This window comes from Bordetella sp. 2513F2 (genome assembly GCF_054642735.1).
In genome coordinates, this window is sequence record NZ_CM137755.1 from 3,366,070 (window position 1) to 3,391,433 (window position 25,364).

At 70.0% G+C, this 25,364-nt stretch carries 24 protein-coding genes and 3 tRNA genes; 16 read left to right on the forward strand and 11 right to left on the reverse strand.

What is annotated here, in order from left to right:
* Window positions 1-8 precede the first annotated feature (8 nt).
* The 4 genes from ACYBYQ_RS15915 to ACYBYQ_RS15930 form a co-directional block, all read right to left on the reverse strand.
* Entirely contained in the window at window positions 9-1,205 is a 1,197-nt protein-coding gene (locus ACYBYQ_RS15915; RefSeq protein ID WP_459615275.1) for an acyl-CoA dehydrogenase family protein, read from the reverse strand.
* Between the two features lie 37 nt (window positions 1,206-1,242).
* Window positions 1,243-1,419 (reverse strand): hypothetical protein, encoded by a 177-nt coding sequence (locus ACYBYQ_RS15920; RefSeq protein ID WP_459615276.1) that lies wholly within the window; start codon window positions 1,417-1,419, stop codon window positions 1,243-1,245.
* Between the two features lie 365 nt (window positions 1,420-1,784).
* Window positions 1,785-3,098, reverse strand: coding sequence for an IS1380 family transposase (locus tag ACYBYQ_RS15925; protein ID WP_459615278.1), 1,314 nt, complete (start codon window positions 3,096-3,098; stop codon window positions 1,785-1,787).
* Between the two features lie 99 nt (window positions 3,099-3,197).
* Window positions 3,198-3,920 carry a phosphatase PAP2 family protein gene (locus tag ACYBYQ_RS15930; RefSeq protein ID WP_459615279.1) on the reverse strand — a complete coding sequence of 241 codons (723 nt, stop codon included), beginning with the start codon at window positions 3,918-3,920 and terminating at the stop codon, window positions 3,198-3,200.
* Between the two features lie 166 nt (window positions 3,921-4,086).
* On the opposite strand from ACYBYQ_RS15930, the gene miaB reads away from it, so the two are divergent.
* The 5 genes from miaB to lnt all read left to right on the forward strand — a co-directional run bounded on the left by miaB (window position 4,087) and on the right by lnt (window position 9,689).
* Entirely contained in the window at window positions 4,087-5,496 is a 1,410-nt protein-coding gene (gene miaB, locus ACYBYQ_RS15935; protein ID WP_459615281.1) for a tRNA (N6-isopentenyl adenosine(37)-C2)-methylthiotransferase MiaB, read from the forward strand.
* Window positions 5,493-6,512: a PhoH family protein gene (locus ACYBYQ_RS15940; protein ID WP_459615283.1), complete on the forward strand. Its 1,020-nt coding sequence runs from the start codon at window positions 5,493-5,495 to the stop codon at window positions 6,510-6,512. The genes miaB and ACYBYQ_RS15940 overlap by 4 nt, the downstream gene beginning before the upstream one ends.
* Complete coding sequence (ybeY, locus tag ACYBYQ_RS15945; RefSeq protein ID WP_459615284.1) at window positions 6,502-7,008, forward strand: rRNA maturation RNase YbeY; 507 nt, start codon at window positions 6,502-6,504, stop codon at window positions 7,006-7,008. Before ACYBYQ_RS15940 ends, ybeY begins: the two co-directional genes overlap by 11 nt.
* A gap of 144 nt (window positions 7,009-7,152) precedes the next feature.
* Window positions 7,153-8,064 (forward strand): CorC family transporter, encoded by a 912-nt coding sequence (locus ACYBYQ_RS15950; RefSeq protein ID WP_459615286.1) that lies wholly within the window; start codon window positions 7,153-7,155, stop codon window positions 8,062-8,064.
* Window positions 8,061-9,689, forward strand: a complete 1,629-nt coding sequence (lnt, locus tag ACYBYQ_RS15955) for an apolipoprotein N-acyltransferase (RefSeq protein WP_459615288.1) — start codon at window positions 8,061-8,063, stop codon at window positions 9,687-9,689. The genes ACYBYQ_RS15950 and lnt overlap by 4 nt, the downstream gene beginning before the upstream one ends.
* Before the next feature lie 20 nt (window positions 9,690-9,709).
* Here the strand turns inward: lnt and ACYBYQ_RS15960 are convergent, their stop codons facing one another.
* Entirely contained in the window at window positions 9,710-10,717 is a 1,008-nt protein-coding gene (locus tag ACYBYQ_RS15960) for an aldo/keto reductase (protein ID WP_459618804.1), read from the reverse strand.
* Window positions 10,718-11,072: 355 nt separating this feature from the next.
* Here ACYBYQ_RS15960 and ACYBYQ_RS15965 point away from each other — a divergent pair.
* From ACYBYQ_RS15965 to ACYBYQ_RS15985, 5 genes are all read left to right on the forward strand, one after another.
* Window positions 11,073-11,148: transfer RNA gene (locus ACYBYQ_RS15965), tRNA-Ala, on the forward strand.
* Window positions 11,149-11,177: 29 nt separating this feature from the next.
* Window positions 11,178-11,253, forward strand: a tRNA-Glu gene (locus tag ACYBYQ_RS15970).
* Window positions 11,254-11,289: 36 nt separating this feature from the next.
* Window positions 11,290-11,366: transfer RNA gene (locus tag ACYBYQ_RS15975), tRNA-Asp, on the forward strand.
* A gap of 450 nt (window positions 11,367-11,816) precedes the next feature.
* On the forward strand, window positions 11,817-12,809 hold the full coding sequence (bioB, locus tag ACYBYQ_RS15980) for a biotin synthase BioB (RefSeq protein WP_459615290.1): 993 nt from the start codon (window positions 11,817-11,819) through the stop codon (window positions 12,807-12,809).
* Window positions 12,806-13,666 (forward strand): EamA family transporter, encoded by an 861-nt coding sequence (locus tag ACYBYQ_RS15985; RefSeq protein WP_459615292.1) that lies wholly within the window; start codon window positions 12,806-12,808, stop codon window positions 13,664-13,666. Before bioB ends, ACYBYQ_RS15985 begins: the two co-directional genes overlap by 4 nt.
* Window positions 13,667-13,714: 48 nt before the next feature.
* Here the strand turns inward: ACYBYQ_RS15985 and ACYBYQ_RS15990 are convergent, their stop codons facing one another.
* Entirely contained in the window at window positions 13,715-15,058 is a 1,344-nt protein-coding gene (locus tag ACYBYQ_RS15990) for an MFS transporter (protein ID WP_459615294.1), read from the reverse strand.
* Window positions 15,059-15,122: 64 nt separating this feature from the next.
* Window positions 15,123-15,626, reverse strand: a complete 504-nt coding sequence (locus ACYBYQ_RS15995; RefSeq protein WP_459615296.1) for a peroxiredoxin — start codon at window positions 15,624-15,626, stop codon at window positions 15,123-15,125.
* A gap of 226 nt (window positions 15,627-15,852) precedes the next feature.
* Here ACYBYQ_RS15995 and ACYBYQ_RS16000 point away from each other — a divergent pair, with 226 nt between their 5' ends.
* Entirely contained in the window at window positions 15,853-16,290 is a 438-nt protein-coding gene (locus ACYBYQ_RS16000; RefSeq protein ID WP_459615298.1) for a hypothetical protein, read from the forward strand.
* Window positions 16,291-16,308: 18 nt separating this feature from the next.
* Here the strand turns inward: ACYBYQ_RS16000 and ACYBYQ_RS16005 are convergent, their stop codons facing one another.
* Together ACYBYQ_RS16005 and ACYBYQ_RS16010 are read right to left on the reverse strand one after the other, a co-directional pair.
* Window positions 16,309-17,196, reverse strand: coding sequence for a dienelactone hydrolase family protein (locus tag ACYBYQ_RS16005; RefSeq protein WP_459615300.1), 888 nt, complete (start codon window positions 17,194-17,196; stop codon window positions 16,309-16,311).
* A gap of 22 nt (window positions 17,197-17,218) precedes the next feature.
* On the reverse strand, window positions 17,219-20,545 hold the full coding sequence (locus ACYBYQ_RS16010) for a DUF748 domain-containing protein (RefSeq protein ID WP_459615302.1): 3,327 nt from the start codon (window positions 20,543-20,545) through the stop codon (window positions 17,219-17,221).
* Window positions 20,546-20,697: 152 nt separating this feature from the next.
* On the opposite strand from ACYBYQ_RS16010, the gene moaC reads away from it, so the two are divergent.
* From moaC to ACYBYQ_RS16035, 5 genes are read left to right on the forward strand one after another with little or no spacing between them, the layout of a single operon-like run.
* On the forward strand, window positions 20,698-21,186 hold the full coding sequence (gene moaC, locus ACYBYQ_RS16015) for a cyclic pyranopterin monophosphate synthase MoaC (protein WP_459615304.1): 489 nt from the start codon (window positions 20,698-20,700) through the stop codon (window positions 21,184-21,186).
* Window positions 21,167-21,418, forward strand: a complete 252-nt coding sequence (locus tag ACYBYQ_RS16020; protein WP_459615306.1) for a MoaD/ThiS family protein — start codon at window positions 21,167-21,169, stop codon at window positions 21,416-21,418. The genes moaC and ACYBYQ_RS16020 overlap by 20 nt, the downstream gene beginning before the upstream one ends.
* A 7-nt stretch (window positions 21,419-21,425) precedes the next feature.
* The gene (locus ACYBYQ_RS16025; protein WP_459615308.1) at window positions 21,426-21,908 is read left to right on the forward strand and encodes a molybdenum cofactor biosynthesis protein MoaE; all 483 of its coding nucleotides are present in this window, start codon (window positions 21,426-21,428) and stop codon (window positions 21,906-21,908) included.
* On the forward strand, window positions 21,905-22,429 hold the full coding sequence (gene moaB, locus ACYBYQ_RS16030) for a molybdenum cofactor biosynthesis protein B (protein WP_459615310.1): 525 nt from the start codon (window positions 21,905-21,907) through the stop codon (window positions 22,427-22,429). Before ACYBYQ_RS16025 ends, moaB begins: the two co-directional genes overlap by 4 nt.
* A 25-nt stretch (window positions 22,430-22,454) precedes the next feature.
* Window positions 22,455-23,660: a molybdopterin molybdotransferase MoeA gene (locus ACYBYQ_RS16035; protein ID WP_459615312.1), complete on the forward strand. Its 1,206-nt coding sequence runs from the start codon at window positions 22,455-22,457 to the stop codon at window positions 23,658-23,660.
* On the opposite strand, the gene mobA is transcribed toward ACYBYQ_RS16035, so the two are convergent.
* Window positions 23,633-24,184 (reverse strand): molybdenum cofactor guanylyltransferase MobA, encoded by a 552-nt coding sequence (gene mobA / locus ACYBYQ_RS16040; protein WP_459618805.1) that lies wholly within the window; start codon window positions 24,182-24,184, stop codon window positions 23,633-23,635. The two genes, ACYBYQ_RS16035 and mobA, sit on opposite strands and share 28 nt — an antisense overlap.
* Before the next feature lie 61 nt (window positions 24,185-24,245).
* Entirely contained in the window at window positions 24,246-25,361 is a 1,116-nt protein-coding gene (gene moaA, locus ACYBYQ_RS16045) for a GTP 3',8-cyclase MoaA (RefSeq protein ID WP_459615314.1), read from the reverse strand.
* Window positions 25,362-25,364: the final 3 nt, after the last annotated feature.

Genomic DNA, 25,364 nt, shown 5'->3' on the forward strand with positions numbered 1-25,364 from the left:
TCCGTGCCTCACAGGCCCAGGATCATCTTCGAGATGATGTTCTTCTGGATTTCGTTGGAGCCGCCGAAGATGGACAGCTTGCGGTAGTTGAAGTAGGCGCAGGCGGCCGACGCGGCCTCCTCCGGCCCCACCGGATCTTCGTCGTAATCGTCGTAGAGGGCTTCCTCGATGAAAGGCGCGGCATAGGGCCCCAGGGCGCGCCGCATGAGCGAGAGGATCTCCTGGCGGATCTCGGTGCCGCGTATCTTGAGCATGGAGCTCTCCGCGCCCGGCACCCCGCCGCCCGCCACCGCGGCGAGCACGCGCAGATTGGTCGTCTTCATGTTCTCGAGATCGATGCCCACGCGGGCCATGCGCGCCGCGAACAGCGGATCCTCGGCCAGGGGCCTGCCGTTGTAGCGCAGCTTGCCGGCCAGCCGCTGCAGCCGCTCGAATGCCTCGGCCGAAAAGCCCACCCCGGCGATGTTGGTGCGCTCGTAGGTCAGCAGGTACTTGGCGTAGGTCCATCCCTGGTTCTCCTCGCCCACCAGGTTCTCCGCTGGCACCCGCACGTCGGTGAAGAACACCTCGTTGACCTCGTGCTCGCCGTCGAGCGTGATGATGGGTCGCACCTCCACGCCGGGCGCGGTCATGTCGACCAGCAGGAAGCTGATGCCGCGCTGGGCCTTGGCCTCGCGGTCGGTGCGCACCAGGCAGAAGATCATGTTGGCGTAATGGCCCAGCGTGGTCCAGGTCTTCTGGCCATTGACGATGTAGTGGTCGCCGTCGCGCACGGCCTGGGTCTGGACCGAGGCCAGGTCGGACCCCGCGCCGGGTTCGGAATAGCCCTGGCACCACCAGTCCTGGCCGTTCAGGATGCGGGGCAGCCAATGGCGCTTCTGCGCCTCGCTGCCGTACTTGATCAGCACCGGTCCCAGCATGTTCACGCCGAAGGGCACGATGCGCGGCGCGCCGGCCAGCGCGCACTCGTTCTCGAAAATGAATCGCTCGACCGGCCCCCAGCCCGGGCCGCCGTACTCCCTGGGCCAATGATTGGCCAGCCAGCCGCGCTCGTTCAGGATGGCATGCCACTGCGCGAGATCCTGCCTGGACAGGCGCAGCCCGTTCTTTACCTTGCGCGCCATGCCGGCCGGCAGCCTGTCGCGCAGGAAGGCCTGCACCTGCTCGCGGAATGCCTGTTCTTCGGGGGTGAATTGGAGGTCCATCTCTGCTTGGTCCTTGGTGTATCGGCGGCCCGTGCGCTCAGCAGCGCTGGCACGGGCTGCGCATGGCGGCCCGGCGTCGGCGCGTGGCCGAGCCGATGTCGTCGCCGGCCAGGTCCGCCCACAGGGCGTGGACGGGTGGGTTCTCCTTTGCGACCCCCAGCACGCTGCCCACGCGGCGGGTCGCAACGGGCAAGGCCTGGGCTGGTGCCGGCATGCGCTGTCTCCGATGCTGTTCTGATATCCAACAGAGGATTCTTGGGCCGGCAAAGGATCTTGACAATCCCAGCAGCCATTGACATGCCGTCAAGTTTTTTTGGACAGACAGCGGGCAAATCCTGCCGAGGGCAGCACCCTCCGGCGCCTGCGATGCCGTGTCCGGAGGCCCGATGCGCTGTCCGGAACCCCTAGCCCGGATATTTCGCGAGCAGGTCAGTTTCCGTAGGGGATGGCGCCAGAGGGAGCCAGAGGGGTGTGAGAGGGGGGCTGAAGTCGTTGAACAGGGTTTTTAACCGGCGTCAGGGCGCACGGCCCCCTTTCCCCCGAGCTGGACAGCGTGCCGGGGCCAGCACTTTGGATGGGTTATGGACCGAGCCGTTGTGCGGCGAGCAGGAAGACGGCTTTCATGGGATGGTTCGAGGCCAACAGCACCCGCACACGACGGGTGTTGCGCAGGATGGCCGCGCCGATTTTCAGTAGCCGGGTGCGGATGGTCTGGGTGCAGGCATGGGCCAGTTGCGTGCCTTGCAGGGCCAGTCGGCGCAAATGGACCATGAGGGTGTAGGCCAGCGCAGCGAGCAGCAGCCGAAGCTGATTGGCCTGCCAGGCGTGGCAACTGGCGCGTCGGCCGAACAAATCGAGTTGGGCTTCCTTGATGCGGTTCTCGGCCTCGCCGCGCGCGCAGTACAGGCGCTCGTACAGTTCGGCCGCATCGCCGCTCAGGCTGGTGACCACGAAGCGCGGATTGGCTCCACGCGCATCGTGTTCCAGGCGGGCGATGACGCGCCGTTGCCGGCTCCAGGTGCGTGCCGCGTAGGAGAACTCGCCGATCAGGCGCTGCTTGCTCTGCGCGCGCTCGTAGTTCTCGGCCAGCGCCAGTTCGGCCAACGCGGTCCGTTGCAGCAGCGCGGCGTTCTTCTGCAGCCCGATCACGTAGTCGATGCCCCAACGCTCGAAGCGGCGCAAGGCCGGCGCGCGGCAGAACCCCGAGTCGGCCCGCACAATCAGCTGTACCTGCGGCCAAGCCTGGCGCAGCCGCCGCGCCAGGGTGCGCACCAGCGCACTGAGAATCTTGGCCGGATCGCGGTCGCTGGGCCGCAGCACACAGGCCAGCAGATCCTGCCCGCAGAACACGTACACCGGCAGATAGCAGTAATTGTCGTAATGCCGGTTGAACGCGGCGCGCTCCTGCGCCCCGTGCAGCGGCACGTGCGTGGCATCGATGTCCAGCACCAGTTGGGCCGGCGGCGCACCGCGCCAATGTGCAATGAACTGCTCCACGAGCACCGCCTGCAAACGGGCCGTATCGCCCCGATCCACCGCGTTCTCGAACCGCGACAAGGTCGGCGCCGAAGCCAGCTCCTGGACTTGGCCGAGCGCCGTCTGCAGCGCCATGTCACCGCGCAGCACATTGTGGTCGCTGATGTCTTCCCAGCCGCAGCACAATCCGTAGACCCGCTGCGACAGCAGCGTATGCACCTCATGGCGCACGCTCGCAACGCGCCGGCGATCCGACAGTGCCGCGCTGGCCGAACGGGTCAGCCCAAGGCGACGGTCCACCTGGCGCAACAACAGCACCCCGCCGTCGCTGACCAGATCGCCACCTGTAAAGGATGCCTGAATCCGGCGACGTCCCACTCGCCCCATCGGCACCACTTCGACGGTACACTTTGGCATAGGCAGACCCCGTTTCGGTTAACGCTTCGACACCGCTAACCATAAGCCTTCGGGCTGGGGCTGCCTACCCCCATTCCCTCTCCTCGTGAAATATCCGGGCTAGGGGCGCCACCAGCGCCACGGTGCGCGCAGCATCCAGCGGCGCTCCTCATTCAGCACGTGGGGCGCCAGGTAGTGCGCCACGGCAATGCCGATGAAGGCGGAGGCCGTCACGTCGGAGAGGTAGTGGTCGAGATTGATGACCCGGCTCAGCGCCACCAGTACCGCCACCGCCAGCACCGGCCAGCGCCAGCGCGGCGCGATCTCGGCCAGCACCGCGGCCACCGCGAACGCGGTGAGGGTGTGGCTGGACGGGAAGGAATCGTAGGGGTCGCCCGAGAACGGCACGGCCAGGCCGTGGAAGCCGCGTTCGAAGAGCTCCTCGGGCCGCGCCCGCGACACGACTTTTTTCAGCAGGAGCGTAATCAGGCCGCCGATGGCCATGGTGCCCATCAGCAGCACGGCGTAGCGGGCGAGCTTCTCGTAGCCCGCCTGCAGCGGGCAGGCCCAGCCCCGCCGCAGCCCCACCAGCGACACCACGTAGAGGAGCAGCGCGGCGATCACGTAGCGCTCGCTGTCGCCGATGTCGCTGATGCGGTCGAACACCGCGTCGACCCAGGGCGCCACATGCCGCGACAGGGCATGCGCGAGCGGCTGGTCGACCCAGCGGCTCATCATGAGCAGCAGCACGGCGAAGCCGGCGGTGAGCACCACCGCCCGGCAGGAGCGCGGCCTGGCGGGGGGAACGGCGGGAGGCAGGGGAGCCGGAGGTATCTGGGACATGAACGGGACGATCAGGAATGCTGCGCGGGTATCCCGCGGCGCGGGCGCGCCCGCCATCGTATCCGGCATCCCGGCCGCTTCCAAGCGCGCATTCGTGTCAGCGCGGTAAAATTTCGTTTTCACCAGACCGCGCCCCCGGGATCTACACCCGTCACGGCCACCCCCAATGCAAGAAACCACGATCCGACGCGCGCCGGCCCAAGCCGGTGCCGACATGCCGCCCGCCACCGCCGGCGACCGCACCCGCAAGCTCTTCATCCGCACCTTCGGCTGCCAGATGAACGAGTACGACTCCGACAAGATGGCCGACGTGCTGCGCGGCGACCAGGGGCTGGAGCTCACCGACAATCCGGAAGAGGCCGACGTCATCCTCTTCAACACCTGTTCGGTGCGCGAAAAGGCCCAGGAAAAGGTCTTCTCCGACCTGGGCCGGGTGCAGCACCTCAAGAAGCTCAACCCGGACCTCGTGATCGGCGTGGGCGGCTGCGTGGCCAGCCAGGAAGGCGAGGCCATCGTCAAGCGCGCGCCCTACGTCGACGTGGTGTTCGGCCCGCAGACCCTGCACCGCCTGCCCGAACTCATCCGCCGCCGGCGCGCCCAGGGGGTGTCGCAGGTGGATATCTCGTTCCCCGAGATCGAGAAATTCGACAACCTGCCGCCGCCTCGCGTCGAGGGCGCCACCGCCTTCGTCTCCATCATGGAAGGCTGCAGCAAGTACTGCAGCTTCTGTGTCGTGCCCTACACCCGCGGCGAGGAGATGTCGCGGCCCTTCGACGACGTGCTGGTCGAGGTGGCCGACCTGGCCGACCAGGGCGTGAAGGAAGTCACGCTGCTGGGCCAGAACGTGAATGCCTACCGCGGCCGGATGACAGACACCGGCGAGATCGCCGATTTCGCCACCCTGCTCGAATACGTGCACGAGATCCCCGGCATAGAGCGCATCCGCTACACCACCTCGCATCCCAAGGAAATGACCCAGCGCATGGTCGAGGCCTACGCCCGGCTGCCCAAGCTGGTGTCGTTCCTGCACCTGCCCGTCCAGGCCGGCAGCGACCGCGTGCTGGCCGCCATGAAGCGCGGCTACACCGCCCTGGAGTTCAAGTCGGTGGTGCGCAAGCTGCGCGCCGCCCGCCCGGGGCTGACGCTCTCGTCCGACTTCATCGTGGGCTTTCCCGGCGAAACCGAGGAAGACTTCGGCAAGACCATGAAGCTCATCGAGGACGTCGGCTTCGACACCTCGTTCTCGTTCGTCTATTCGCGCCGTCCCGGCACGCCGGCGGCCGACCTGCACGACGACACGCCCCAGGAAGTGAAGCTGCGCCGCCTGCAGCGCCTGCAGGCGCTGATCAACGAGCAGGCCGCCGCCATCGCCCGGGCCATGGTGGGCACGCGCCAGCGCGTGCTGGTCGAGGGCCCGTCGCGCCGCGATCCCAACGAGCTCATGGGCCGCACCGAGAACAACCGCATCGTGAACTTCCCCGCCCCGCCCCGGCTCATCGGGCAGATGGTCGACGTGATCATCGCCGAGGCCTATCCCAACTCGCTGCGCGGCCGCGTCGCAGGCAGCGACGCATGAGCGCCCCCCGCAACCGCGCGCGCCGGCACATGCCCGTGATCGTCCAGCTCGACGGCGACAACACCCACCTGGCCAATCTGTGCGGCCCGCTCGACGAGAACCTGCGCCAGCTGGCCGACGGCATGGGAGTGAGCCTGTCGCGCCGCGGCAGCCGGGTCACCCTGGAAGGCGAGAAAGCCGAGCTGGCCGGCCGTGCGCTGCGCCGCTTCCACGACCAGGCCACGCACCGCGCGCTGTCGGTCGACGACATCCAGCTCGGGCTGGTGGAGATCGGCGTGGGCCGGGCCGAGGAGCCGGTGCGCGAAGAGGACGCGCGCGAACTGCCGCCGGTCGCGGACGAAAGCGGCGCCATCGTGCTGCGCACCCGCCGCAGCGACCTGCGTCCGCGCACGCCGCGCCAGCGCGACTATCTCGACAACATCCTCAAGCACGACATCACTTTCGGCGTGGGCCCGGCGGGCACGGGCAAGACGTGGCTGGCGGTGGCCTGCGCCATCGACGCGATGGAGCGCGAAACGGTGCAGCGGCTGGTGCTGACGCGCCCCGCCGTGGAAGCCGGCGAACGCCTGGGCTTCCTGCCCGGAGACCTGGCCCAGAAGGTGGATCCGTACCTGCGCCCGCTGTACGACGCGCTGTACGACCTGATGGGTTTCGAGCGCGTGCAGCGCCTCTTCGAGAAGCAGACCATCGAGATCGCCCCCCTGGCCTACATGCGCGGCCGCACGCTGAACCACGCCTTCGTCATCCTGGACGAAGCGCAGAACACCACGCCCGAGCAGATGAAGATGTTCCTGACCCGCATCGGCTTCGGCAGCAAGGCGGTGATCACGGGCGATCCGTCCCAGGTCGACCTGCCGCGCGGCCAGCAGAGCGGCCTGGCGCACGCCACCCGGGTGCTGGAGTCGGTGCAGGGCATTGCCACCACGCGCTTCACCAGCCGCGACGTCGTGCGCCATCCGCTGGTGGCCCGCATCGTCGATGCCTACGACCGCGCCGCCGACGAAGATGACGCCTGAGCTCTCGCTGTCGGTACAGTACGGCGTGGCGGAGCCGCGCCTGCCGCGCTGGCGCCTGCGGCGCTGGGTGCAGCATGCCCTGGCCGGCGCCGCCCACGACGGGCTGGTGCCGTTCCGCGCCGCCGAGCTCAGCATCCGGCTGGTGGGCCAGGCCGAGGGCCGGCGCCTGAACCGCGAATTCCGCGGACGCGACTACGCCACCAACGTGCTCACCTTCGAATACGGCCTGGACCCGGCCGGCACCGCCCGCGGCGACATCGTCATCTGCGTGCCGGTGCTGGCGCGCGAAGCCCGCGAGCAGGGCAAGACACTGCTGTCGCATGCCGCGCACCTGACGCTGCACGGCGTGCTGCACGCCCTGGGCTACGACCACGTCCGGGCCCGCGACGCCAGGCGCATGGAAACCCTGGAAACCGCCGTGCTGGCGCGCATGGGCATCGCCGACCCGTACACGCTGCCCCGCGACGCGGCGCCCCCGCGGGCGCGCGCCGCCTGAACGCCGCTGCCGGGCCGCTGCAGGAACCCGCACCTGTCCCGCGCGGATCCGCCGCCATCCGGCACCATCGCGACCGGCACGGTAACAATTCGTGCGACAGATTCGGGTATGCTGGACATCTTCGCAAACTTGTCCTCCCGGACGATGCCTGACCCTTCCCCTGCCTCCGATGCGCCTGCGCGCAGCGCAAAGCCCAGCAACAAATCCCTCCTAGACCGGCTGCTGTCCATCGTGCGGCGCGAGCCCGAAGACCGCGAAGGCATCAAGACCTTCCTCGAAGCCGCCCACGAGCGCGACCTCATCGACGCCGACTCGTACGCCATGATCCGGGGCGCCCTGGCCGTGTCCGAACGCACCGTGGCCGACGTGATGGTGCCGCGCTCGCGGATGGACCTGCTCGACATCGCCCAGCCCCTGCCGCAGCTGCTGGCCATCGTCATCGAGACCGCCCACTCGCGCTTTCCCGTCTACGAAGACGATCGCGACAACATCATCGGCATCCTGCTCGCCAAGGACCTCCTGCGCTGCATGCTGCAGCCCGACATCGAGCCCCGCACGCTGGTGCGCCCGGCGGTGTTCATCCCTGAAGCCAAGCGCCTCAACGTGCTGCTGCGCGACTTCCGCGCCAGCCGCAACCACCAGGCCATCGTCATCGACGAGCACGGCGGCATTTCGGGGCTGGTCACCATGGAAGACGTGCTCGAGCAGATCGTGGGCGACATCGAGGACGAGTTCGACGAGGACGACGAAGACTCCATCTTCCCCGAGGGCGAGAACCAGTGGCGCGTGCTGGCCTCCACCGAGATCAGCCACTTCAACGAAGCGGTGGATGCCGACCTGCCCGACGACGAGTACGACAGCGTGGGCGGCTGGATCGGCGGACAGCTGGGCCGCATCCCCCGCCGCGGCGACAGCGCGCGCTGCGGCGACATGCAGATCGAAGTGCTGCGCGCCGACGCCCGCCGCGCCTTGTGGCTGCGCGCCCGCCGGCTGCCGGCCGGGACGCCGGGCGCCGGAGCGCCGGCCGCCGCCACGCCCCCCGACAACGCCGCATGATCCGGCGCGCCCCGTTCGCCTGGCGTGGCCCGGCGCTGCTCGGCGTGGCGGCGTGCGCCCACGCCCTCACCTTCGCACCCGGACCGCTGCCCGCCTGGGCCCTCGCGCCGCTGCAGATCCTCTGCCTGGCCGTGCTCGCGCGCGCCACGCTGCGCGCCCCCGGGCTGCGGCCGGCCTTTGCCGCCGGCTGGTGGTTCGCCAGCATCACTTACGCCGTGGGCCTGTACTGGCTGTTCGTCAGCCTGCACCGCTACGGCGGGCTGTCCGCGCCGCTGGCGGTGGCCGGGGTGCTGGCGCTCTCCCTCTTCCTGGCCCTGTTCCCCGCCGCGGCCTGCCTGCTGGCGCGCTGGCTGTGGCCGCCCGAACGCGGCGCCACGCCGGCGGCAGCGCTGCGCGCCGCCCTCACCTGGGCTGCCGCCTGGACGCTGCTGGAATGGCTGCGGGCCACCGTGCTCACGGGCTTCCCATGGCTCAACATCGGCTATGCCCAGGTCGACGGCCCCATCGCCGGCTGGGCTCCCGTATTGGGCGTGCACGGCATGGCGCTGGTGGCAGCCTTCGCGGCCGCCGCCCTGGCCACGCTGTGGCGCCCCGCGGGCGCGTCCGGCGCCCGGCGCGACAGCCGCCAGTCCCTGGCCGCCGGCGTGGCGGTGCTGGCGGTGGCCGCGGGCTGGGCGCTGGGGCAGCTGCGGTGGGCCGAGCCTCACGGCGAACCGCTGCCCGTGCGGCTGGTGCAGGGCAACGTCGAGCAATCGCAGAAATTCGACCCCGCCCTGCTCGAATTCGGCGTGCGCCGCCACCTCGAGCTGGCCGCCCTTGCGCCGGGCGAGGGCGTGCCGGCGCCCGCCCTCATCGTGCTGCCCGAGACCGTGCTGCCCATATTCCAGGACCAGCTCGATCCGCGCGTCTGGGAGGCATGGCGGCAGACCGCCGCGCTGCGGGATGCCACCATCGCCATGGGGGTGCCGCTGCATACGCGCGGCGCCGACGGCCGGCACCGCTACACCAACAGCGTGATCGGCTTCGACGCCGCCACGCCGCTCGAGGCGCTGCAGTCCGGGACCACCAGCCTGCGCTACGACAAGCGCCACCTGGTGCCATGGGGCGAGTACGTGCCGCCGGGGTTTCGCTGGTTCGTCGACATGCTGGCCATCCCGCTGGGCGATTTCGACCGGGGCCCCGAGCGCCAGGCGCCGTTCGGCGTGCGCGACCAGCACCTGGCCTTCAACATCTGCTACGAAGACCTCTTCGGCCCCGAGCTGCTGCCCGCCCTGCTGCCCGGCGCCGACGGCAGCCCCGGCGCCACCATCCTGGTCAACGTGAGCAATCTCGGCTGGTTCGGCGACACCTGGGCCTTGCGCCAGCACCTGCAGATCGGCCGGCTGCGCACCCTCGAGACCGCGCGGCCCATGCTCGCCGTGACCAACACCGGCATCACCGCCGCCATCGACGCGCGCGGCCACGTGGCCGCCCGACTGCCCGCCCACCAGGCCGGCGTGCTGCCGGTCAATGTGCAGGGCATGACGGGGCTCACGCCTTATACCCGTCACGGAGACCTGTGGGCGCTGGCCCTGACCGGCATGCTGCTGATCGCGGCGGCGCGCAAGCCGCGCGTGCGGCGCTGAGCTCGCCACGGGGGCCGGATTCACCCGAGTATGTGGCCGGCCAGCGTGGCCGCGTCCCCTTCGGGCCGCAACGGCCCCGCGCCGGCTCCGCTGGCTTCGATCGCCAGCGCGACCTCGGCCATGTCCTCATCGTCCAGCTCCAGGGTTGCTGCCGCGATCCAGCCGTCGACCTGGCGCGCGTTGCGGGCCCCCGCGATCGCGCCCGTCACGCCCGGCCAGGCCAGCGTCCATGCCACGGCCGCCGCGCCCGGCGTGGTGCCGTGGCGCTGCGCGATCGGGCCGAACGCCTCGGCCAGCGCCAGGTTGCGCACCAGCTCGGGCGGCGTGAAATCGGGGTGGCGCGAGCGCCAGTCCGATGCCGGCAGCGCCCCGGCCCGCTCGGCGGAGAATGCGCCGGACAGCAGCCCGGAGTGCATGGGGCTGTACACGATGACGCCGACCTCATGCCCGGCACACCATGGCAGCAGATGTTCCGCCGCCTCGCGGCGGATCGCCGAGAACGGCGGCTGCAGCACGTCCACCGGCGCGACCCGTTCGGCAGCCTGCAGCTGCGCGAGGTTGTGGTTGGACAGGCCGATGGCCCGCAGCTTGCCGGCCTGCTTGAGGTCCTGCAGCGCCGCCCAATAGACCTCCAGCGGCGTGCCGTCGCCCGCAGGCCAGTGCATCTGGAACAGGTCGATGCGCTCCACGCCCAGGCGGCGCAACGACGCCTCCACCTCGCGCCTCAGGCTGTCGGGATTGCCGACGCGCCGCAGCCTGCCGGAAGGGTCGCCGGGCGTGCAGGCCAGGCCGCCCTTGGTGAACACATAGGGCCGCTCGGATGCCGGCATGCGCGCCAGCGCCTGCCCCACCAGGGTTTCGGCATGGCCCAGGCCATAGGCGGCCGCCGTGTCGATCCAGTTGATGCCCCGCTCCACCGCGTGGCGTATCGCGGCCAGGGTGTCGCCGTCGTCCTGCGGCCCCCACCCCATGGCCCAGCGCTCGCCGCCGAAGGCCCAGGTGCCCAGGCCCACACGGGTGATGTGCATGTCGGTGCGGCCCAGCCGCCGCGTCGGGAAGGATGTGCTTGCCATGCGCGACTCCTTTCAGCGTCCACAGCCCGAGTTCATCGCCGCGGGCCCGCGGCCCGCCTCGCGCCACGATGCCTGAGCCCGGTGGCATGCACAAGCATCCCGCGTTCCTGATGCGATGTTCGGGGCCGACTTGCACGCCACAAAAAACTTGTGCATAATCTCGTTTCTTCGCCAACGGCACTAAACAAAGCCGGCAACGACGAGACGGAAAGTTGAAAATCGACGCTTGAATTTCTCAGCTCAAGCAAAGATCCAAAACTTGGGTTATAATCCCGCTCCTGATCGAAATCGCCGGAATTGCTTGGAAAACGGGGGTATAGCTCAGCTGGGAGAGCGCTTGCATGGCATGCAAGAGGTCAGCGGTTCGATCCCGCTTACCTCCACCAGTCAAAAGCGAAGAGATCGTGCAGTCCAAGTCCCCTTCGTCTAGAGGCCTAGGACATCACCCTTTCACGGTGAGTACAGGGGTTCGAATCCCCTAGGGGACGCCAGCTTGCTGGCAATTGCATAGTGACATACGCCGCTGCGGAGCGGTAGTTCAGTTGGTTAGAATACCGGCCTGTCACGCCGGGGGTCGCGGGTTCGAGCCCCGTCCGCTCCGCCAAAAAATTCAGGAAGCCCTGCCGGGAAACCGGTGGGGCTTTCGTTTTTCCGGGTGTTCATTTCCCCAGGCGTTCGTCTTTCCTGGCTTTCGTTTTCTGTTTGCGCGCCCGGTTTCCGCATCGGCGCGCGTACATGGGATTGCCTTCTCATTGCGGCTACGCCGTGCTGCATTTCTTTCCCGTGCCCGACACCGGGCCCACAGTTGGCCACGGACGATGCCGGCGACCGGCATTGCCGCTCGCCCCGGTTACTTACATTTTGATTCAAAATTTCCGTGCGAGGCACGATGCGGAGTTGCCGTCACGATGACGCCGGCTGCCCCTCAACTTGCCCCCTTCGTCGGACTACCGCAAGCAAACCGCCGCCAAATCAGCGAAAAAACCGCCGATTGGCAAGGCGGTTCCGGCTTCATACGATCGCGGCTCGTTCCGCATCGCTGCAAGGAGCCCACATGCCGACGCCAACCGATCCCTGCCCCACGCCGCCCGCCCCCTGGACGGTGGACGCCGTGCTGGCGCTGTATGAACTGCCTTTCCCCGACCTGATGCACCAGGCGCAGCGCGCGCATCGCCGCCACTTCGCCGCCGACGCGGTGCAGCTGTCGACCCTGCTGTCGATCAAGACGGGCGGCTGCCCCGAGGACTGCGCCTACTGTCCGCAATCGGCACACCACGATACGGGCATGCAGGCCGGCAAGCTGCTGCCGCTGGACGCCGTGCTGCAGGCCGCCCGGGCCGCGCGCGACCAGGGAGCAAAGCGCTTTTGCATGGGCGCGGCCTGGCGCAGCCCCAAGCCGCACCAGGTCGAGGCCGTGGCGGAGATGGTGGCGGGGGTCAAGGCGCTGGGGCTGGAAACCTGCGTCACTCTGGGCATGCTGCGTGAGGGCCAGGCCGAACAGCTGCGCGACGCCGGCCTCGACTACTACAACCACAACCTGGACACGGCGCCGGAGTTCTACGGCCACATCATTTCCACGCGCACCTACGAGGACCGGCTGGAGACGCTGCAGCGGGTGCGCGAGGCCGGCCTGCGCGTATGCTGCGGCGGCATCGTCGGCATGGGCGAATCGCGCCGGCAGCGCGCCGGGCTGCTGGCCCAGCTGGCCAACCTGGATCCCTACCCGGAATCGGTGCCGATAAACAGCCTCATCCGCGTCGCCGGCACGCCGCTGGAAGGGGCCGAGCCCTTGGATTCCTTCGAGTTCATCCGTACGATTGCCGTCGCGCGCGTCATCATGCCGCGCGCCATGGTGCGACTGTCCGCCGGGCGGGAAAGCTTGAACGATGCCGAGCAGGCCCTGTGCTTCCTGGCCGGGGCCAATTCGATTTTCCATGGCGAAGTCCTGCTCACCGCCGCCAACCCGCAGGCCGAAGCCGACAGGCGCCTGCTGACACGGTTGGGCATGCGCGCTGCCGATGCCGTACCTCAACCGGAGACCCCATGACGTCTGGACTGTTCTACCTGCTTGCGAGCGTGACCTGCAGTGTCACAGTGGCCGTGCTGCTGAAGCTCGCACGACGGAAGGGGATAGACATACGCCAGGCCATCGCGGCGAACTATGCCGTCGCCGCCGCGCTATGCGTGTTCACGCTGCGTCCCTCGCTGTCCCAGACGCTGGCCAACACCGGCACCTGGCCCGTGCTGCTGGCGCTGGCGGTGCTGCTGCCCACGGTTTTCATGGCCATGGCCCAGTCGGTGCGTTTCGCGGGCATCGTGCGCAGCGATGCCGCACAGCGCCTCTCGCTGTTCATTCCGCTGCTGGCCGCCTTCGCCCTGTTCGGCGAAACGCTCACCACGCGCAAGTTGATCGCCATCGGCTTGGCCTTCGTGGCGCTGGCCTGCGTGCTGCGCCGCGTCCGGGAAGAGCAGGACGAAGGCGCGGACACCCGGCAGGCATGGATGTGGCCGCTGGCCGTATGGCTGGGCTACGGGGTGATCGACATCCTGTTCAAGCAGCTGTCGCGCGCGGGCACCGCCCTGCCCGGCACCCTGTTCTCCGTGTTCGTGCTGGCCGGGCTGCTGATGCTGGGCTATCTGCTGTGGCGCCGGGTGCAGTGGCAACCGCGCCACCTGGCCGCCGGCGCGCTGCTGGGGATGATGAATTTCGCCAACATCCTCACCTACATCCGGGCCCACCAGGCGCTGCCGGGCAATCCTTCGCTGGTCTTCGCCTCCATGAACATGGGCGTGATCGCCCTGGGCACGCTGGTGGGGGCCCTGGCCTTCCGCGAACGCCTGAGCCCGCTCAACCTGTTCGGCCTGGTGCTGGCCCTGGCCGCCATCGTGGCCATGATGCCGTGATGGCGCACCGGGTGTCCGGCGCCCGGGCGCCTGGAAGGCCTCGGCCGCTCAGGCGGCGCCGGGCCTGGCTGGCGGCGGTTCGGCCGGGGGGCCGGCCGGCGCCGGCGGAGTGACCACGTCGGCCTGGGGATCGGCCATGGACATGGTGACGTCCACGTCGGGATCCACGCGCGGATCCAGGGCGGCGGATGCAGGCGAGCTCTGCAGCGTGTCGGGCATGGGCACGAAATGCACCGGCGCATCCTCGACCTGGTGCACGCCCGTGACGCGGGCCGGCCGCACCTGCCAGACCAGGATCGCCGCGCACGCGGAAATGAACACGAAGTACATGGCCGGACCGCCCGCCGACATCAGCACCCCCGCCACCAGGGGCCCGAGGCAGGCGCCCACGCCGTAGGTCATGAGCAGGATGGCGCTCAGGCCCACGCGCCGCGCCGACTCGACGTGGTCATTGGCCAGGGCCGCCCCGAGCGGATAGAGGGTGAACTGCAGCACGCCGAACACGCAGGACAGCAGCACCAGCAGCCAGAACGGCAGCGTGACCCAGCCCCACATCAGGATGGGCAGCAGGGTCAGCAGCGCGGCATTGAAGCGGATCAGCCCGGCGCGGTTGATGCGGTCGGACAGCCAGCCCATGGGCCATTGCGACAGCAGCCCGGCCGTGACCGAGGCGGCCACGAACACGGCCGCCTGCGAAGTGCTGAGCCCGTACTTGGCTGCGTACACGGGAGCCAGGCCGTAGAAGGCGCCGGACACGTTGCCCGCGACGAACAGCACGGTCAGGGACAGCGGCACGCGCCGCATGAAGAATTTCAGGTCGAGCGGCGCCGGCAGCGGCGTGGGCGGATGCGACCGCGCGGTGACCGCCACGGGCACCAGGCACAGCACCATGCACATGGCGACCAGCGTCAGCGGGCTGTCGTCGAGCGTGGCGTAGCTGGTGAGCGCAAGCTGGCCCAGCACGGTGCCCAGGCCGGACACCACCATGTACACGGAGAATACGCGTCCGCGCTGGTGATTCTCGGTCTGCTCGTTGAGCCAGCTCTCGATCACCATGAGCTCGGTGACCATCACCATGCCCGCCAGCAGGCGCAACGCCAGCCACACCGGCATGCTGTCGATCTGCATCTGGGCCAGGATCATGCTGGTGGACACCGCCGCGCAAGCCACGAAGGCGCGGATGTGCCCCACGCGGATGATCAGCTTGTGGCCCAGCCGCGCCCCGCACACCAGCCCCAGGTAGTAGGCCGCGATCAGCGTCCCGATCCAGATTTCGCTGACCGACTGCTGCGTCAGGCGCAGGCCCATGTAGGTATTGAACAACCCGGTACCCACCAGCATGAGCAGCGTGGCGATGTAGAGGGACGAGAAGGACGAAATCGTGGCTAGCATGGAAAAGGCACGCGCGGGCGCAGCAGCGCCGCCCGTGGGCGGCGCTGCACGGGGAACGGAAGAATCAGAGCTGCGACAGCAGCGTGTCGACGTCGCTCACTTCGAACTTGCCCGGCGCCTCGACGTTCAGCGCCTTGACCACGCCGTCGTCGAGCAGCGCGGAATAGCGCTGCGAACGCACGCCCATGCCGCGCGCGTCGAGGTCCAGCGTGAGGCCCAGGGCGCGCGTCCAGTGGGCCGCACCGTCGGCCATCATGCGCACCTTGCCGGCGGTCTGCTGCTCGCGGCCCCACGCGCCCATCACGAAAGCATCGTTCACGGCCACGCACCAGATCTCGTCCACGCCCTTGTCGAACAGCGCCTGCGCCTTGGCCACGTAGCCGGGCAGGTGCTTGGCCGAGCAGGTGGGCGTGAAGGCGCCGGGAACCGCGAACAGCGCGATCTTCTTGCCCTTGACCAGGTCGGCCACCTGGAAGGCATTGGGGCCCACGGTGCAGCCCGGGGTTTCGGTTTCGATGAATTCGGTCAGGGTGCCGTCGGGCACGCGATCGCCGACTTTGATGGTCATGGACCTTCTCCGTGATGGGGGGGAATACGGGCGGCCCGCTGGTGCGCGGCGCCCGCAGGCTCAATCATAGATCGACTTGCACGATCCGACCGGCGGGGCCTCCCGCCGGCTACAGACTGATACCACCGCACACCGCCGGTGCGGGGGCCGTGCCGCCAGCCCTTGGCATAATGACCCGAGACCCGTGCGCCGCCTCCCGGCGGCCCAGACATCGAGCATCCCAGCCATGACCAAGCATCCCATTCACGGCCTGCGCGCATTGCTGGCCGCCGCGGCCCTGGGCCTGGCGGCGCAAGCCGCCGCGGGCGCTGACGACCAGTCCGGCTTCCAGCAGCTCGTCGCCGCCTCCGGCGCAAGCAACGGCGCAGCGCGCATCTGCGGCGCCTCCGCCGCCGACGTCGGCCAGCATGAAGCCACTGCCCGGGCCAACCTGCAGCGCTACGCGCGCGAATATGGCTACCGCACCGACGACTTCGACGCGCATTTCCGCCAGGGGCAGTCGCGCGGGGCGGAGATGATGCTGGGCATGCGCAACAACGGCGTGGACGGCTGCGCCGGCGTGCTCGACGCCTTCCAGCGCGAGCGCGCCATCAGCTACGAGGACATGAAACGCGGCATCGCCGAAGTGACCGACGGCCTGCCGGGGGAGAAGCCGGCCGAGTGACAACCGGCCACGCCGCCGTCAGCCGGCCGCCAGGCCGTGGCCGGCAAACCACTCCAGCATGCGGCCCCAGGCCAGTTCGGCCTCGGCCTTGCGGTAACTGGGCCGGTAGTCGGCATGAAAGGCGTGGGGCGCCTCGGGATAGATATCGATGCGCGAGGCCTTGGCCGGTGCGGGCCCCTGCGCCAGCGCCACGCGCATCTTGTCGACGTCTTCCAGCGGTATGCCTGCGTCCTTGCCGCCATAGGCGCCCAGCACCGGGGCCTTGAGCTGGTCGACCAGGCCGAGGGCCGAAGTCGGGCGCAGCGGGTTCGGCTGCCCGCCGAGCTGTCCGTACCAGGCGGCACCGGCCTTCAGGCCGGGATTGTGGGCGGCATACAGCCACACGATGCGCCCGCCCCAGCAAAAGCCCAGTATGCCCAGCCTTGCGGAATCCCCGCCGTGCGCGGCAGCCCATTTGGCCGTGGCATCCAGGTCCGCCATGACCTGCGCGTCGGACGCCTTGTCCACCACTTCGGCCCGCAGCTTGGCGATCTCGGTGTACTTGGACGGATCGCCGTGGCGGGCAAAGAGCTCGGGCGCGATGGCCAGGTAGCCGAGGTGCGCCAGGCGCCGGCACACGTCCTGGATGTACTCGTGCACGCCGAAGATCTCGGAAACCACGAGCAGCGTGGGCAGCTTCTGCCTGCCGGCCGGCGCCGCGCGGTATGCGGGCACCTCGCCGTCGGCGGTGGGAATCTTGACCTGGCCCGCCTCCAGGCCTGCGGCCTCGGTCTTGATGGCGGTCTGGGCGGCGGCATTGACCGCTGCCAGCGAGAAGCCGGCCGCCACGCTGGTGACCAGGAAACCGCGCCGCGAAACCTGGTGCGGCGGCAGCAGACTGTCGAAATGGGGATCTTGCACTGTCATCGCGAGCCTCCGGAAGAAACACCTACTGCAGGGAAAAATCCACTCGGGTCGTCTTGCCGCCATCGTCGACGCCATCGGCATCGAACCTGGGGGCCACCACGTAGATGCGATCGGCCGGCCCCTGCGCCTGCAGGGCCTCGAAGACGCCCTGCGCGCGCGCCTCGGCCAGCGCGCGCAGTGATTCCGGGCCGACCGGCGCAGCCTGGCGCAGCAGCGCCTCCATGTCGGCGGCCGGGATCGACTTGGCCATGCCGATGAAATTGCGCGGCTTGTTCTCGATGTCGGTGTCATCGTAGACCTGTTCGAGGTAGCGTGCGCGTTCTTCCGCCGTCAGCGTCACGCCGGCCGGATCGATCCTGGCGCCGCGCCGCGATTGCGCGCGGGCCTTGGCCTCGCGCAGCCGCGCCTCCAGCCAGGCCTGGCGCAGGGCCGGCTCGTCCAGCGCCGGGTCGACGCGCCCGCCGACGTCCAGCTTCAGGCCAGGACGATCGTTCAGCGCCTTGGCGAGCGTGGCGATGGCCTCGCCGGCCTGCGCGTCGAGCTCGGCCGAACCGGGCTCGAACGCGACGTACGACAGCTCCGCGTCGCCGCCGAAGGCCGAGGCCAGCAGCTGGAACGGCGCTGTGACGGCCTTGGTGAGCAGGTTCACGATCACGCGCAGCACGATGCCGCCGACGGAGAACTCGGGGTCGTCGAGCGAGCCCGAGACCGGCAGATCGATGTCGATGTTGCCGCGGCTGTCCTTGAGCAGCGACACGGCGAGCAGCACGGGCAGTTGGATGGCGTCGGGGCTGTCGGTGCGCTCGCCGAAGGTGAGCTGGTTGAGGACCAGGCGGTTGCGGGCCTGCAGCGTGCGGTCCTTGATCTGGTAGCGCACGTCCAGCGACAGCTTGCCGCGGCGTATGGGGTAGCCCACGTACTTGGCCGAGTAGGTGGTGAAGCGCGGCAGGTCCACGCCCCTGGCGGTGGCGTGCAGGTCCAGGGAGAGGAATTCGGCGAAAGGCTGCACCGTCCCCGTGACGGAGAACGGCGCGCTGCCGTAGACCCGTCCGCCCACCTTGACCTTCGCGGGGGTGGGACGGCGCGACGACACCGCCGACACCGAGCCCTCCACCGCCGAGAGCTCGGCCGTGTAGTTGGGCTTCACGAAGCGGTCGTTGAAAGTCATCTTGCCGCGCGCGAGCCGGATGCTGTTCACCGCGATCTCGGGCCCGGCGCCGGCTGCCCGTGCCGGGGCGCGCGCACGCGTCTGGGTGTCCTGCGTGATCGAGCCGCCGGCCTGGCCGGGCTCGGCCACCAGGTCCATCACGTTGAGCCGGCCCTCGGCGTCGAGCAGCACGTTGCCGTAGAAGTCGTCCAGCAGCACGTTGCCCAGGTTGGCGCTGATGCGCTCGCCCGCCATGGCCAGCTCGGTGCCGGTCAGCGCCAGCCGGCCCCAGCGCAGGAAGTCGGCGCGGTTGACACGGTCTTCCAGGTCGAAGTCGGTGAGTTCCAGGTCGCCGCGCCATGCTGCCTGTTGCGGCTTGCCTTCGTGGGCCGCGGCAAAGCTGGCCTCGCCACGAGCGCCCACCTTCGCCCCGCGCACGGTGGCGTTGAGGCTGGAGGCGGCGTAGGGGGCCAGGCTGGCCAGGTCGAAACCGGCCAGGTCCACGCGGGCCTGCACCGACAGCGGCTGCGGCACCAGCGTGCCCTGCGCCGCCAGCTTCCCCTCGCCCTGCAACCCATCGGCCTGCAGGCTGAACCGGCTGGGCCGCGCGCCGGGCGATACGCTGTCGGCCGTGAGCGCCAGCCGGCCTGCGGCGAACGGAACGGGAGGCGTGAGGCTGGCGTCCCGGGCGGCCAGCCCCGCGAGCTCGGCCTGCAGGTTGGCGAGCGACCATTCGGCGCCGGCGAGGTCCAATCGGGTACGCAGGGCCAGGCGGCCCTCGCCGATCTCGACCGGCGCGCTGGCGCGCACCAGCGGCGCCAGCGGGGCCAGCGCCAGGTTGCCCAGCTGGATGTCCGCCTGCAGCGCCAGCGGCTCCAGCGTGAGCGGCCCGCGCATGCGCAGCCAGCTGCCGTCGGCCGGGTTGTCCATGTCCAGCCACAGGTTCAGCGGCCGCCCCGCGGCCTGCGGGAGGGTCAGCCCCTCGGCGGTCAGGGCGAGGCCGGCAACGGGATAAGTCCAGCCGCTGGCCTGGTCGCGCACCTGCACGCTGGCCGACTCGACCCGGATGCTGTCGACCTCCACCTGCCATGGCTGCGCCGCCTCGCCGGCAGGCGTGGCGGCCTGCGGATCGGCGCTGGCGGTGGGCGCGGCAAAGCCCGCGGCCACCCGCTGCCAGTTCAGCTGTCCGGCGGCATCGCGCACGACCTGCGCGGCCGGGCCCCAGGCATGGACTTCGCCGATGGCGAGCCGGCGCGCCAGCGGCTCCAGCGCCACGCGTTCCAGCCGCAAGGCGTTCCAGGACAGCAGCCGCTCTCCGCCCGCCTCGCGCAGTTCGAGCTGGCGCAGCCCGAGGCTGCCGGTGGTGCGCAGCCGCGGCGGCGCATCGGCGGGCTGCTCGAAGTGCAGCTGCAGGTCGGAATCGAGCAGGCCGTGCTGCAGCGTCACCGGCAGCTGCAGCGGCCAGGCGTCGGCCCAGAGCGAGAGATCCAGCCCCGAGAACCTGAGGTCCAGGGTGGCGCTGCGCACCGTGTCGAATGGCCGCACCGTGCCCTGCAGCGACACGGGGCTGCCGTTCAGGCGCAGCGAAAGATGCGGCACCACGTCGATGTCGGTGGCGTAGCGGAAGGTGGAAATGAACGGCACGCCCAGCTCCAGGGCGTCGACCACCTGCCGGCGGCCGGTGACCCGGTCGTCCAGCGTGATCACGCCGCCCTCCACCACCAGGTTGTTGAGCGAGAACCGCGGCAGGCCGGCATCGTCCTGCGCGGCCGGCGCCGCGTCGGGCTGCGTGGCCAGGCGCTCAAGCAGGTCGGAAAAATTGAAACGCGTCGGCGCTTCGCGCACCAGGACGAACTTGGGCTGGCGCAGCACCGCGGCGTCAATGACGGGCGCCATGCGCAGGAGCGAGGCCCACGAGGCGCTGGCCTCGAGCTCCACCGCCTCGAAGAGTGGCGCCGCGCCCGCCTGTGCCACCGAGAGTTCGCGGGCGCGCACCGTGAGCGTGAACGGGTTGAAGCTGATCTCGCCCACGCCGACCTCGCGGCCGAGATGTGCCGAAACATCATGGACGAGGACGTCGCGCAACAGCTTCGGAACCTGCCAGGCCAGCAGCGCCGCCAGTGCCAGCAGCACTGCCACGAATCCCAGGACCCACTTGCCCATGCGACGGCTGAACATGAATCCCGGCATCCGCAGATGCATTCCGAATCTCCCGACATGGACTGCGGGGATTATCGCGCCCCGCCCTGCGCTCGTCTATGATAGGCAGGATTGCACGACCGCCCGGTTGCAGGCTGCCGTGCCTTGATATTCTTGACATTCCCCTACAACGACACATCCCAACGGCTCCACCCATGTCATCGACGCTACCCACGCTCAGCCACCTGGATGAATCCGGCCAGGTGCGCATGGTCGACGTCGGCGCCAAGGCCGACACAGAGCGTGTGGCCATCGCCCAGGGCCGCGTACGCATGAACGCGCATGCCTATGGCCTGCTCACGGCCCCCGGCCAGGGCAAGGGCGAGGTGCTCAACACCGCGCGGGTCGCGGCGGTGCTGGCGGCCAAGCGCTGCGCCGAACTGATCCCGCTTTGCCACAGCCTGCCGCTGGGCTTCGTCGGGGTGGAATTCGCGCTGCTCGACGCCGAGCATGCCGTCGAGATCCGCGCCACCTGCCGCACGCGCTACAAGACCGGCGTCGAGATGGAGGCCATGACCGCCTGCAGCGTGGCGGCGCTCACCATCTACGACATGTGCAAGGCCGCCGACAAGGGCATCGTGATCGAACAGGTACGCCTGGCATACAAGGCGGGAGGTAAAAGCGGTGAGTGGCGCAACGATTGAACTGCTGTATTTCGCGCGCATCGCCGAGCTCGTCGGCAAGCGCGCCGAGTCCTGGCCGCTCGAGGCGCCCACCACGGGCGCCGCGCTGCTGGAGACCCTGCGCCGGCGCTATCCGCAACTCGAGGATGCCGGGCGCCTGAGGCTGGCCGTGAACCAGGAGCATGCGCCCGCCGGCGCCCCGGTGCGTCCCGGCGACGAAGTCGCGGTGTTCGAACCGGTCACCGGAGGTTGAACGCGCCATGATCCTGGTCCAGGAAGCCGACTTCGACGCCTCGGCGCTGGCGGCCGACCTGCGCCGCCGCGTGGGCGCGCAGGCCGGCGCCATCGTCACCTTCACCGGCTACGTACGCGACTACGCGCCCGATTCGCCCACGGAAGTGCTGTATCTCGAGCACTATCCCGGCATGTGCGAACGCGAGCTCGAGGCCATTGCGGCCACCGCCACGCAGCGCTGGAACCTCTCCGGCACCGTGGTGGCGCACCGGGTGGGCGCGCTGCCGCGCGAGGCGCAGATCGTTTTCGTCGCGGCGGCCAGCGCGCATCGCGGCGACGCCTTCCGCGGCTGCGAATACATCATCGATGCCCTCAAGACCCGCGCGCCCTTCTGGAAGCGCGAAACCCTGGCCGGCGGCCGGCAGTTCTGGGTGGAGCAGCGCGAGGCCGACGCGGCCCGCACGCAATCCTGGGACGCCGCCTCCGCCCCCGACGACTCCACCCCATGAAAGCCACCGACGAAGAACCCGTATCCCTGGCCTGCGCCATCCTCACCGTCAGCGACACCCGCACGGCGGGCGACGACACCTCCGGCAACCTGCTCGCCCATAACGTGGCGCAAGCCGGCCACGTCTGCACCAGGCGCGAGATCGTGCGCGACGACATCTACCAGATCAGGCGCGTCATGAGCGACTGGATCGCCGACCCGGAGATCCAGGTCATCCTCACCACGGGCGGCACCGGGTTCTCGCACCGCGACGCCACGCCCGAAGCCGTGGCTCCGCTGTTCGACAAGGAAATCTCCGGCTTCGGCGAGCTGTTCCGCCAGATCTCGTACGCCGAGATCGGCAGCTCCACGATCCAGTCGCGCGCGCTGGCCGGCTACGCCAACGATACGCTGATCTTCTGCATGCCCGGGTCCAACAACGCCTGCCAGACCGCCTGGACGCACATCATCCGCGAACAGCTCGACAGCCGCCACCGGCCCTGCAATTTCGCCACCCAGTTCCGCCGCCGCGCCGACGCCTAGCGGCGGCCGCCCCATCCAGACACCGATGCTCGAATTCGACCAGGCGCTCGCCCAGCTCATCGCGGCTGCGCCCGCCCCCACCGCCACCGAAACCCTGGACCTGGCCCACGCCTGCGGCCGCGTCCTGGCCGCCAGCCTGAACGCCACGCTGGACCTGCCGCCCGCCGACAACAGCGCCATGGATGGCTATGCCATCCGCCATGCCGACTACCGGCCCGGCGCGGCCCTGCCCATCCAGCAGCGCTGCTATGCCGGCGACATGCCGGCGCCGCTGGTTCCCGGCCAGGCCACGCGCCTGTTCACCGGCAGCCTGATTCCCGAGGGCGCCGACACCGTCGTCATCCAGGAAGACACCCGCGAGGCCGACGGCCAGGTGGAGATCCTGCAGGCGCCCAGGCCCGGCCAGCACGTGCGCCGCCGCGGCGAGGACACGCGCGCCGGCGCGCCGCTGATCGAGGCAGGCACCGTGCTCGGCGCCGGCCATGTGGCCCTGCTGGCCTCGCAGGGCCTGGCCCGGGTCGCGGCCTATCCGCGGCTGCGCGTGGGCGTGCTCACCACCGGCGACGAGCTGGTGCCGCCGGGCGAGCCGCGCCAGGCCCAGCAGATCTACAACTCCAACGGCCCCATGCTCGGCGCGCTGGTGCAGGGGCTGGGCTGCGAGCTGGTGCACGTGCTGCATGCGCGCGACGAAGAAGCCGCGCTGCAGCAGGCGCTGCGCACCCTGGTTGCCGACTGCGACCTGGTATTGAGCGTGGGCGGCGTGTCGGTGGGCGAACGCGACCTCGTCAAGCCGGCGATCGAGTCGCTGGGCGGCGAACTGGCCTTGTGGAAAGTGCGCATGAAGCCCGGCAAGCCCGTGGCCCTGGCCCACATCGAGGGCACGCCGCTGGTGTGCCTGCCGGGCAATCCGGTTTCCGCCTATGCGGTGTTCGCCATGCTGGTGTCGCCCATGGTGCGCCGCATGCAGGGCCGCGCGCAGCCTTGCCCGCCGGTGCCCCGGCTGCCGCTGCGCACCGAGCGCCCGCGCCAGGACAGCCGCGAGGAGTTCCTGCGCGTGCAGCGGCGCGACCTGCCCGAAGGCGGCGCCGAGCTGGTGCCCTATCACCATCAAGGCTCCGGGGTGATCAGCTCCATGCCCTGGGCCACCGGGCTGGCGCGCCTGCCGGCCGGCGTGCCCATCACCGACGGCACCCCGGTTCCGTACTACGACTTGCGGTACTGGCTGGCGTAGCCCCGGGCCTGGGCCAGCTCCTGCGGCGTATTGAGGTTCATGAAGGCATCGGCGGCGCCAAAGTCCACGTCGACGGCGCCGGCCCGGTCCTGCCAGAGGTCGACCTTGCGGTCGCCGGCCGCCAGATAGGCGCGCAGATTCTCGTACAGATGGGTGCGGGCCGCCATGCATACCGCGTGGCGCCGCCCGCCGGCGCGGGCCACCGCCAGCGGCGCCCCGGCGGCCTCGGCCGCACCGACCAGGCGCAGGGCCAGGTCGGCGGGAAGGAAGGGCGTGTCGCACGGCACGACCACCAGCCAGGGGCCCGGCCAGGCGGCCAGGCCTGCGGCCACGCCGGCCAATGGCCCGGGCCAGCGGCCGTATGCCGGATCGTCGGCCAGGACGCGGCCATGCGCCGCGTATTGCCCCGGATTGCGGTTGGCGCTGATCAGCACGCGTTCGACCTGCGGCGCGAGGCGCTGCGCCACGTGCGCCACCAGCGGCAGCCCGTCCAGCGGCACCAGGCCCTTGTCGGCTTCCTGCATGCGCGCGCCGCGCCCGCCCGCCAGGATCAGCCCGCCCACGCCGCGGCCGTGGATGCCTGCCTCAGCCACCGATGTAGCTCATCTCGACCTTGCGCGCCCCCGCATGGGGGTCGGGCGTGTGGCTGGCGCGCCGCTCGGAGTAGTTGTCGGCGCGTGCGCCCCAGATGCGCGCCAGGCGCGCGGCCATCTGCGCGTCGGTGGAGCCGGCCCGCAGCGGCGCCCGCAGGTCGTGCCCTTCGTGCCCGAACAGGCACAGGAACAGCTTGCCCTCCGGCGACAGGCGCGCGCGCGTACAGCCGGAGCAGAACGCCTGCGTGACGCTGGAGATCACGCCGATCTCGCCGGCGCCGTCGAGATAGCGCCAGCGTTCGGCCACGCGGCCCAGGGGATCGGTCTGCACCGGCTCCAGCGGGTATTCGCGGGCGATGCCCGCGATCACGTCGGCGCTGGGCAGCACCTCGGCCAGGTTCCAGCCGTTGGTGTTGCCCACGTCCATGTATTCGATGAAGCGCAGGATGTGCCCCGTGCCGCGGAAGCGCCGGGCCATGGGCAGGATCTGGTCGTCGTTGACGCCGCGGCGCACCACCATGTTGATCTTCACCGGCGCCAGCCCGGCATCGGCCGCGGCGTCGATGCCGCGCAGCACGTCGTCGGGCGTGTAGTGGCTGTCGCTCATGCGCGCGAACATGGCCGGATCCAGCGCATCGAGGCTGACCGTGACGCGCGTGAGCCCGGCCTGCACGAGATCCCGGGCCTTGCGGGCCAGCAGGATGCCGTTGGTGGTGAGCGTGAGATCGAGCGGCTTGCCGGCGGGCGTGCGCAGACCGGCCAGCATGCCGACGAGATTCTCCACGTGCTTGCGCAGCAGCGGCTCGCCGCCGGTGAGGCGGATCTTCTCGACGCCCAGCCCGGTGAAGACGCCGGCCAGCCGGGCGATCTCCTCGAAAGACAGCAGGGCCGACTGCGGCATGAAGGCATAGTTGCCGTCGAACACTTCGCGCGGCATGCAGTAGGTGCAGCGGAAATTGCAGCGGTCGGTGACCGAGATGCGCAGGTCGCGCAGCGGGCGCTGCCGGCGGTCGAGCAGGGTCCCGCCCGGCGCCGCCACGGCGTCCCGGGGATCGGGATCCTCGCCGCCGGCATGCCGGCGATCGGACAGGTAGATCACTCTGCTCATCAT